10 protein-coding genes are annotated in these 9,203 nt (G+C 58.3%); 4 read left to right on the forward strand and 6 right to left on the reverse strand.

Features of this window, described 5'->3' with window-relative positions; translation table 11 throughout:
* Positions 1 to 80 precede the first annotated feature (80 nt).
* Both Q0M74_RS11270 and Q0M74_RS11275 read right to left on the reverse strand, forming a co-directional pair.
* Positions 81 to 1,406, reverse strand: coding sequence for an MFS transporter (locus Q0M74_RS11270; RefSeq protein ID WP_366088243.1), 1,326 nt, complete (start codon positions 1,404 to 1,406; stop codon positions 81 to 83).
* An 88-nt stretch (positions 1,407 to 1,494) separates the two neighbouring features.
* Positions 1,495 to 1,719, reverse strand: coding sequence for a hypothetical protein (locus Q0M74_RS11275; protein ID WP_293954492.1), 225 nt, complete (start codon positions 1,717 to 1,719; stop codon positions 1,495 to 1,497).
* 132 nt (positions 1,720 to 1,851) lie between these two features.
* Between Q0M74_RS11275 and thrC the strand changes: the two genes are divergently transcribed.
* Positions 1,852 to 3,297 carry a threonine synthase gene (gene thrC / locus Q0M74_RS11280; protein ID WP_293954494.1) on the forward strand — a complete coding sequence of 482 codons (1,446 nt, stop codon included), beginning with the start codon at positions 1,852 to 1,854 and terminating at the stop codon, positions 3,295 to 3,297.
* Between the two features lie 68 nt (positions 3,298 to 3,365).
* Here thrC and Q0M74_RS11285 read toward each other — a convergent pair whose 3' ends face one another.
* Complete coding sequence (locus tag Q0M74_RS11285; RefSeq protein WP_293954496.1) at positions 3,366 to 3,710, reverse strand: RidA family protein; 345 nt, start codon at positions 3,708 to 3,710, stop codon at positions 3,366 to 3,368.
* Positions 3,711 to 3,756: 46 nt separating this feature from the next.
* Between Q0M74_RS11285 and Q0M74_RS11290 the strand changes: the two genes are divergently transcribed.
* The gene (locus tag Q0M74_RS11290; RefSeq protein WP_293954498.1) at positions 3,757 to 4,662 is read left to right on the forward strand and encodes an EamA family transporter; all 906 of its coding nucleotides are present in this window, start codon (positions 3,757 to 3,759) and stop codon (positions 4,660 to 4,662) included.
* Here the strand turns inward: Q0M74_RS11290 and Q0M74_RS11295 are convergent.
* Positions 4,639 to 5,625 carry a TIGR03571 family LLM class oxidoreductase gene (locus Q0M74_RS11295; RefSeq protein WP_293954500.1) on the reverse strand — a complete coding sequence of 329 codons (987 nt, stop codon included), beginning with the start codon at positions 5,623 to 5,625 and terminating at the stop codon, positions 4,639 to 4,641. The two genes, Q0M74_RS11290 and Q0M74_RS11295, sit on opposite strands and share 24 nt — an antisense overlap.
* 134 nt (positions 5,626 to 5,759) lie before the next feature.
* Here Q0M74_RS11295 and Q0M74_RS11300 point away from each other — a divergent pair, with 134 nt between their 5' ends.
* Entirely contained in the window at positions 5,760 to 6,290 is a 531-nt protein-coding gene (locus Q0M74_RS11300; RefSeq protein WP_293954502.1) for an NUDIX domain-containing protein, read from the forward strand.
* Between the two features lie 335 nt (positions 6,291 to 6,625).
* Complete coding sequence (locus tag Q0M74_RS11305) at positions 6,626 to 6,793, forward strand: hypothetical protein (RefSeq protein ID WP_293954504.1); 168 nt, start codon at positions 6,626 to 6,628, stop codon at positions 6,791 to 6,793.
* Positions 6,794 to 6,874: 81 nt separating this feature from the next.
* Here the strand turns inward: Q0M74_RS11305 and glnA are convergent, their stop codons facing one another.
* Both glnA and Q0M74_RS11315 read right to left on the reverse strand, forming a co-directional pair.
* Positions 6,875 to 8,284, reverse strand: a complete 1,410-nt coding sequence (glnA, locus tag Q0M74_RS11310) for a type I glutamate--ammonia ligase (RefSeq protein WP_293954509.1) — start codon at positions 8,282 to 8,284, stop codon at positions 6,875 to 6,877.
* An 89-nt stretch (positions 8,285 to 8,373) separates the two neighbouring features.
* Positions 8,374 to 9,203, reverse strand: an 830-nt coding sequence (locus Q0M74_RS11315; RefSeq protein WP_293954506.1) for a tyramine oxidase subunit B, incomplete at its 5' end; no start/stop codon positions are given.

A 9,203-nucleotide genomic window follows, 5' to 3' on the forward strand; every position in this document is an offset into this window, starting at 1 on the left:
CACTGCTGTCAGGCGTGCCGGGCTGTGGTTTTAGCAGGGGTAAGCGATGCTTATCGACGTCCCCTGTCGTCGACAGGGCTTTAGTGGCGACGAAGCTGCTCGATCATCCGTCGACCCAGGCCACCCTTGAGGCGTGCCACGATGAAACCGGCGACACCGAGAACCCAGATGATGAACACCGCAATATAGGCGATCCGGAAGTCAGCCCAGTCATAACCACCGTTGGTGTCCACAGCATCCAGCAGGATGCCAACAAGTTGGGCTGCAGCCATCGCGGAGAGGAAGCCTCCCATATTGGCCAGGCCGGTACCGGCGGCAAGCACATTGCGGTCCAGGCGTTCGCGGATGGTGTCGAATCCATATCCGGAGATCGGGGTTGAGAGGCCCATCGTGATGTTGACCAGCATCACCGCAATTAGTCCGCGGGGTTCCTCAGAAGAGAGGAAGAAGAACCAAGCCAGGGTGGGAACCAGTGACATGGTCACTGCCACTACATCACGGCGGTGGCCGGTGCGGGCGGAGACGATGCCGATGATGGGGCCGGCCATGATGGCAAAGGCCGTGTTGATGATGAGGACAAGGCCCACCTCTGAGGTGCTCAGCCCCATTCCTAAGGTCATGAGCGGAACGCCCCACATCAGGGTGAACACGTTCTGCCACAACATGAGCAGGTAGTGGATGAAGAAACCCTGCCAGCACACTGGGTTGCGGAGGATGAGTTTCAGGTTGGTGCTCAGCCGGGGTGTGACAGGTGTGACCGTGGTCTGCACCGGGGCGGGGGCTGTTTTGTGAGCAGCAAGTTCAGGTGTGTCCCGCACGGCGATGAGGGCGAGGATGGCGATCAGTGCAACCGCAGTACCCAGGGTGATGAATGATGTGGTCCATCCTGTTGCGCCCAGCAGTGCCATGAAGGGGACTGCGGAGATGACCTGGCCGACTTGTCCCAGAGCGCTGGTGAACTGGGTGAAGATCGGGGTGCGTCGCAGCGGGAGCCAGAAGGGCAGCAGGCGCATGACAGAGAGGAATACGGTGGCGTCACCGGCACCGATCAACACGCGGGCGACAATGGCGACACCGTAGACATCGGTGAGGCCGAGGAGGATCTGACCGAGACCCATCACCAGGGCGCCGATGGCTAAGAGTTTGCGTGGCCCGAATTTATCGATGAGCATGCCCATCGGAATCTGCGCCAGTGCGTACACGCCGACCTGGACGGCAGTGAACACTGCGATGCGGGTGGCGTCAACCTGGAAACGTTCAATGGCCTCAACACCTGCGACACCGAAAGAAGTGCGGCTGGTGACGGCTGCTATATAAACCAGGACCGCCGATATCCAGACGATTAGAGCACGTCTGGTGATCCTTTCCCTCGGATTCTGGGAGGACGACTGATTTTTATTGGACACATTGAGTAACCCTAGGCCTCATTGCGTATCAAAGGCACGTTTGATGCGCTTCCATGGGGTCGATGCATCTGAGAGCAGTTGGCTTTTATCAGAAGTTGAAGGGGTTGGTTGAGTCGAGGAAGGTGTAGATCTCAGGTGCGAAGATCACCATGAGTACTGCCAGGATGGTGCATCCGATCAGGACATAGAGATTGTGCTTGGATACCGGGGCAGGCTCTGGAAGCGTGCGGGCCGGGGTGTTGTTGATGCTGGCGGCGTTCTCCGGCGCCAGATCCCTCTCGGAGTTCTGAATGGATCCGTGTGGTGCTGTCATGCGCTCATCCTCAATCAATCAAATAGTGATTGAGAACACTATAGGGGGAGTGGGGGTTAAAGTCACGATTTATGTGATGTGGAAGGGGATCCGGGGGAGTCTTGAATCACCCCTTGGGCTAGTCTGTTATCCGTGGACTACATTTCGACGCGTGATTCCAGCCGCACCCCAGCTCGCTTCAGCGATATTCTGCTCGGTGGCCTCGCCCCGGATGGTGGCCTCTACCTTCCGGTTGAGTACCCGCAGATCAATGATGAGACTCTGACCTCCTGGCGCGAGATTCTCGCTACCGGAGGCTACGCAGCCCTGGCTGCGGAGGTCATCTCGCTGTTCGTCGATGACATCCCGGCTGAAGACATCAAGGCCATTACCGCCCGTGCTTACACTCACCCGAAGTTCTCTTCTACAGAGATCGTTCCGGTAACGGAACTGGAGGATGGCCTCTGGATCGGACACCTGTCTGAGGGCCCGACCGCGGCTTTCAAGGACATGGCGATGCAGCTTCTTGGCGAGCTCTTTGAATATGAGCTCCGTCGCCGCGATGAAACCATCAACATCCTCGGTGCCACCTCTGGTGATACCGGTTCCTCAGCGGAGTACGCGATGCGTGGACGTGAAGGCATCCGTGTGTTCATGCTCACCCCAGCTGGACGTATGACACCTTTCCAGCAGGCGCAGATGTTTGGTCTGGATGATCCCAATATCTTCAACATTGCCCTTGATGGCGTTTTCGATGACTGCCAGGACGTGGTGAAGGCTGTCTCCGCTGATGCTGACTTCAAGCGTGAACAGCGCATCGGTGCCGTCAACTCCATCAACTGGGCACGGCTGATGGCCCAGGTTGTCTACTATGTCTCCTCCTGGATCCGTGTCACAGAGACCAATGACCAGAAGGTCAGCTTCTCCGTGCCGACCGGAAACTTCGGCGATATCTGTGCCGGCCACATCGCCCGCCAGATGGGTCTGCCGATTGACCGCCTGATCGTGGCAACTAATGAAAACGATGTTCTGGATGAGTTCTTCCGCACCGGTGACTACCGTGTGCGCAGCTCCGAGGACACCTACGAGACCTCCAGCCCATCCATGGATATCTCCCGTGCGTCCAACTTTGAGCGTTTCATCTTTGATCTGCTCGGCCGCGACGCAGCGCGTGTCAATGACCTTTTTGGAACCCAGGTCCGCCAGGGTGGCTTCTCACTGTCTGATGATGCAGCGTTCCCGGATGCTGTGGCCAAGTATGGTTTCGCCTCGGGCCGCTCCAGCCATGAGGACCGCGTGAACACCATCCGTGATATCGCTGAGCGCCTTGATGTGGTCATTGATCCACACACCGCTGATGGCGTCCACGTGGCACGTCAGTGGCGCGATGAGATCGACACCCCGATCGTCTGCCTGGAAACCGCACTGCCGGTGAAGTTTGCAGAGACCATCATGGAGGCAACCGGCAAGGAACCGGAGATGCCTGAGCGTTTTGCCAGCATCATGGAGGCAGAACACAAGGTCAGTGACCTGCCCAATGATACTGAGGCGGTCAAGCAGTTCCTCGTGGACTCAATCGCGAACACCAGCGTGAAATAAACCACGGCAACAGAAAAAATACAACAGACTGTCTGTGCCCCGGGTGGGGGCGCAGACAGTCTGTTATTTTAGTCAACCACTGCGATGGCATCAATTTCTACGGTTGCCCCGTAGGGGAGTGTGGAGGCCCCCACGAAACTGCGGGCGGGGCGGGACTCCATGAAATGCTCCCGGAATTGCTCATTGCATTCCTCACGGAGGCTGATATCGGTGACGAAGTAGGTCAATTTCACCACATCTTTCAACTCACCACCTTCGGTGGCGAGCCGTTCACGCATGCGTTCAAGCGCGGCATCGACAGCCTCCTTACGCCCGGACACCGGCTGATAATCATGGTCAACGGAGAGGGCACCGGAAACATAGATGTGGTTTCCAGCGCGTTTGGCTGGGGAATACGGATGATCAGTGGACATGATGCCACCCTAGCCAAAATTTCCGGCCTCGCTAGGATGTCTCCCCATGAACCTACTGATTACCGCGCTCACACCAGTAATCTGGGCCACCACCTACTATGTGACCACGGAATTCCTCCCACCGGACCGCCCCATCCTCGCAGGTTTTCTCCGGGCCTTCCCCGCTGGTCTCATCCTTATGGCCTGGTTCCGTGTTCTGCCACGGGGGCGGTGGTGGTGGAAGGCAACAGCGCTCGGTGTGGTCAATATCGGTGCCTTCTTCGGTTTCCTGTTCTGGACTGCCTATCTTTTACCGGGTGGGGTGGCGGCGGTGGTCACCAACACCTCACCGTTGTGGGTGATCGGGTTGGCTCCCCTGATTCTGGGGACCAGGTTGAAGGGAGTGCATCTGATTACCGCGTTGATCGCCATTGTCGGTGTGGCTGCACTCGTGTTGGGACCCGGTGTGGAGCTCAATCCCCTGGGGGTGTCCACCGGCTTGGCCGGCAGTCTGCTCATGGCTCTGGGGATAGTCCTGGCCAAGAAATTCGGTAGGCCGGAGGGGGTCCCGGGTTTGGCTGTGACAGGCTGGCAGTTGACCCTGGGTGGTCTGTTTCTACTGCCTTTCCTTGCGGTCGAGGGGCTACCCGATGAACTGACCGCCATGAACATCGGTGGATACGCTTATCTGTGCCTCATTGGCGGTGTGCTGGCCTATGGTATCTGGTTCAGGGGGATCGCACTGTTGGATCCGGTGCAGGTGGCAATGCTGGGTATCCTTAGTCCCCTCACCGCCACGGTGATCGGTGTGGTGTTCAACGGTGAACGGTTATCCCTGATCCAGTGGGCCGGTGGTGCGGCGATCGTGGTGGCTTTGCTGTTGGCCAATTTCGCCTCCCTGCCGGGGAGGGGGCCCAGGAAATCTCCCCGGGGGGCGTCGACAAGCATCCTAGAGGTGCGGCAGCACCTCTGAACCGATCTGGTCGATGAGCTGTTCGACAGGGCGGCCACCGGGGTTGAGGATGACGTGGTTGATCCCCATATCGCGCATGGTGTGCAGGTGGTCGATGAGGCCTTGGCTGGTGGTTCTGACCCCCAGTTCCACGGCGTCCGTGCTGGTGTCATCGGTTAATTCCAGGGCCATGGATGAGATGAGCAGAGGGTGGGGATTAGACGGATTTCTGACGCTTTCCCGGGCCTGATTCCACAGGTCCAGGCGGCCCACCTGCTGCGCTGCGGGGCGGTAATAGGTGGCCCAGCCATCGGCGTTCCGGACAATCCACTGCACGGTCTGTCGGGCAGATCCCACGGCAATCAACGGTATTTTCGCAGGTGGTGGAGTTGTGGGGGCGTGGCCACCGGTGAACTCCAGCAGTGGGGTGCGTTCCGGCCCTTCAGGGGATAGCGCCGCACGCAGCAGTGACCAACCCTGACGGATGGCGTCCCGGCGATCCTCGAGCTTCTTTCCAAAAATCTCGAATTCCTCCGGTCTGTCCCCCGAACCGATCCCCAGGACGAACCGGCCGCCACTCAATCTGTCCAGGGTGAGTGCGGATTTGGCCACGTGCAGTGGATGACGCAGCGGTAGAACGGTGGCGGCGGTGCCGATGCTGATGGTGGAGGTGGCCTGCGCCATGGCACCCAGTATGAGGAAAGGGTCATCCAGGAACACCGCCTGTTGGTTCTCCGGGGATAAGCCCTGGGGGATGGCCAGGGGAACATCGCGCACCCACAGACCACGGAAACCGGCCTGCTCCGCCTGTTGGGCCAGCTGGATGCTGTGTTCCACAGGGACCATTTCCTCATGGCCTGTTTCCGGCCCGATCGGGGTCATCAGGCCCAGGGTGATGCTGGGCCCTGCCCCCGTGGCGTCGGCGTCACCGCCCAGCAGATGCGTATAGCCACGGTTGAATACTGGGGTTGTTGATGCGTCCATATCGCCCACCTTAAACATCTGCGTCAAACATCTGCATCGGGGATGAGCGGGTGGTGTCTGCTGACCTGGTCCAGCTCACGTAGCGTGTGTGGGAGAGTTTTCCACCGCCCCATAAGAAACGAGGGATCCCGTCCATGCCAGTTCCGGACTTCATTCTCAACATCCGTGAAAAGATCGGCCACGATCAGCTCTGGTTGCCTGCTGTGACCGCCGTGGTGATCAGGGATGTCCCTCCGGGATCCCCGTTCCATGTGACCCCGGATGTGTTGCTGGTCAAGCGTGCGGATAACGGCGAGTGGACACCACCGACGGGTATCTGTGATCCGGATGAGCAGCCCCATGTCACCGCAGCGCGTGAGGTGTTGGAAGAGACCGGTCTGGAAGTCACCGCGGATGCACTGCTCGGTGTGGGTGTGGTCGGGCCAGTCACCTATGAAAACGGAGATGTGTCCAGCTACATGGACACCGCCCTGCGCTGCACCGTGGTGGGTTCGGATGAGCCTGTGCTTGGTGATGATGAAAACACCGAGGTCGGCTGGTTCCCGATCTCGAAAATGCCGGTGACTAATCAGCGGTTCCGGATGGTGATCGCGGATGCGGTCGCCCAGCTCAAGCACCCGCAGGGGTACCGTCCCCGCATGGGGTATGAAAAGCGCACCAGGTAGCGCGCTTTCCTTTCACGCCACCGTTGCCGGGCATTGTGCTTGGCGACGGTGGCTTCACTGTTTTCCTGAAACCTTGAATGATCGTAGTCCCATAATGCGGGATGGGTGCCCCCGTTATATTTGACTTCGGGGTGAGGCGCCCGGTTTGAAACATGAATAAACCCTCACCTTTCCCCGTTTGGGGGTGATTTTGGGGGACTTTCCCGCTCAAGGCGCCCTTCAACTTCGCTTTGGGGAGCCCGGGGGTCTAGAATGACTAATAACGCAATTGGTTGAGAAAGTGACTTGGCCCATATCTTGTGGGTGTGGGCATTGTTTGAGGAGAGGAGATTGTCATGGGTCTACAAATCCGGGCGAATGAAATGAAGGTATGGAAAACCTTCACCCTTGAGCGTCAGCTCGAATGCATCATCAACGCCGATCATCTCCTCCTCTTCCGTGGCAACCCACACGGATCCGTGAGTTTGTCTGACGTGATTGCCTCCGAACTCATCGGGATCTAAGAACCGTTCCAAGCATTAAAGCCACCGGCCAGAACAGGTCGGTGGCTTTAATGCTTGGCCCTTGAGGGGGGTCTGGCAGTCTTAGCAGTCGTAGTACAATTCGAAATCCAGCGCGGTGGGGCGCAGACGCTCCGGGGTGATCTCATTATCGTGCTTATAAGCCACGTAGGCCTCGATCAGATCATCGGTGAACACATTGCCCTCGGTGAGGAAATCATGATCCTCCTCCAATGCCTTCAGTGCCTGTTCGAGAGAGGTCGGGGCCTGGGCGACCCGGGCTGCCTCTTCAGGAGGCAGCTCATAAAGATCCTTGTCCAGTGGCGCATCGGGTTCGATGCGATTGCGGATACCATCCAGACCCGCCATCATCGACGCGGTGAATGCCAGGTAGGGATTACCTGACGGATCCGGTGTGCGGAACTCGATGCGGGTTCCTTTGGGATTGGGACCACTGGCAGGGATACGGATCGCAGCGGAGCGATTCTGCTGGGAGTAGGCCAGGCTGACCGGGGCCTCGAACCCGGGCACCAGGCGGTTGTAGGAGTTCAGCGTGGGGTTGGTGAAAGCCAGCACCGCTGGTGCATGTTTGAGCAGACCGCCGACATAGTAACGGGCCATATCCGAGAGGTTTCCGTAGCCGGACTCGTCATGGAAGAGTGGCATGCCATCCTTCCAGAGTGACTGGTGGATGTGCATGCCGGAACCACCGTCATCAGCTAAAGGCTTGGGCATGAAAGTGGCAGACTTGCCCGCTGCCTTGGCAGTATTCTTCACCACGTACTTGAAGGTCTGCAGATCATCGGCGGCATGGAGCAGGGTGTTGAAGCGGTAGTTGATCTCCTGCTGGCCGCCACTGCCCATCTCATGGTGGGAACGCTCCACGGTGAACCCGATCTCCGCCAAGGTCTCACCGATGGTATCGCGGAGATCCTGGAAGTGGTCATAGGGGGCAACCGGGAAATACCCACCTTTTTGTCGAACCTTGTGGCCCAGGTTTCTACTGCCATCCGGGTTCTCCCGGGCACCGCTGTTCCACCAGCCTTCGACAGAATCCACCTCATGGAAGGCCGCGTTGGACTGCGAACTGAAACGCACCGAGTCGAAGATGTAGAACTCGGCCTCAGCACCGAAATTGCAACTATCGGCAAAGCCGGTGGAAGCGAGGTATTCCTCAGCTTTACGAGCAATGTTGCGCGGATCCCTGGAGAAAGGTTCACGGGTATAGGGGTCGTGGACAAAGAATTTGATATTCAGTGTCTTCGACTTCCGGAAAGGATCAATGAAGGCCGTGGACAGATCCGGCAGCAGCATCATGTCGGAATCATCGACGGTGGTGTAGCCACTGATTGATGAACCGTCGAATGCCAAGCCGTTTTCCATGGCTTCCTCATCAAAAGCCGAGGCGGGGACAGACAGGTGTTGTTCGGTTCCTGGAACATCGGTGAACTGAACATCAACCCAGTTGATGTCATTATCCCGGATGAACTTCATGATGTCAGCCGGGTTGTTGGTCGGGCTCGGGGCCACGATGAATCATTCCTTTAAGAGAATGGGAGATGGGGGTTGGCAGGGTTCTCGAACTATTTCAAGAGGGGGTTGTCCCACAGGTTGAGTTCGGTACCGATACCTTCCTTTACAGCGTTTTCATAGAGGTCATGGGCCCAAGCAACATCCTCGACGGGCATGCCGCCGATGGAATAACAGAAGATCTGCTCATCATTGGTGCGGCCCGGTGCCTTGCCGGATGCGATATCGCCGATGTTGACCATCTTCTCCTCTGAGATGAGGCCTTCCTTGAACATGTCATACCAGCGGTTACCCGGAATGCCCAGGAGATCCTCATAAGTCACGTCAGGGCCGTTCTCGTGGAACCACTCTGCATAGAGTCCGCGGTAGTCCACGACGAGGTTGGCTTCTGTGGACGCGATAAACTCATCGTCGAGGCGGGCGGCAGCTGGCATGAGCAGCAACGCACCAGGTTTGATCCACTCGCGCTTGAAATAGGGGAAACCGGAGGGACCATCAGGGGAGGTGGAGGTACCGGAGATCACGATATCGGAGCCTTCGATGGCCTCCTGCTCGGAGTCGACGATGCGGACCTCAGCGAGCTGTGGGTAGTTTTCACGGAACCAATCCACCACACGCTGGGTGGATTCCGGGGAGCGTCCCTTGATCTTCACTTCCTGGATGGAGGGCCGCTGGCTGAGCGTGGCATCGAAGATGGTGCGGCTCATCACGCCGGGGCCGATGATGCCGAGGGTCTTGGAATCTTCCAGCGCCAGATGCTTCACACCCACACCAGGGACAGCGCCGGTGCGGTAGGCAGACAGCAGGTTCGCGGACATGATGGCCTTCGGTGCACCGGTGTCGGTGTCGTTTAGTACAAAGACGTGGATGGAGCGGGGGAGAC

The organism is uncultured Corynebacterium sp. (assembly GCF_945649885.1).
In the GTDB taxonomy this organism is placed as follows: domain Bacteria; phylum Actinomycetota; class Actinomycetes; order Mycobacteriales; family Mycobacteriaceae; genus Corynebacterium.

Coding starts and splice junctions, on each gene's coding strand:
- Q0M74_RS11275 (WP_293954492.1), bottom strand. CDS start 1,719: ATGACAGCACCACACGGATCCATTCAGAACTCCGAGAGGGATCTGGCG.
- Q0M74_RS11285 (WP_293954496.1), bottom strand. CDS start 3,710: ATGTCCACTGATCATCCGTATTCCCCAGCCAAACGCGCTGGAAACCAC.
- Q0M74_RS11290 (WP_293954498.1), top strand. CDS start 3,757: ATGAACCTACTGATTACCGCGCTCACACCAGTAATCTGGGCCACCACC.
- Q0M74_RS11295 (WP_293954500.1), bottom strand. CDS start 5,625: ATGGACGCATCAACAACCCCAGTATTCAACCGTGGCTATACGCATCTG.
- Q0M74_RS11300 (WP_293954502.1), top strand. CDS start 5,760: ATGCCAGTTCCGGACTTCATTCTCAACATCCGTGAAAAGATCGGCCAC.
- Q0M74_RS11305 (WP_293954504.1), top strand. CDS start 6,626: ATGGGTCTACAAATCCGGGCGAATGAAATGAAGGTATGGAAAACCTTC.
- glnA (WP_293954509.1), bottom strand. CDS start 8,284: ATGAAGTTCATCCGGGATAATGACATCAACTGGGTTGATGTTCAGTTC.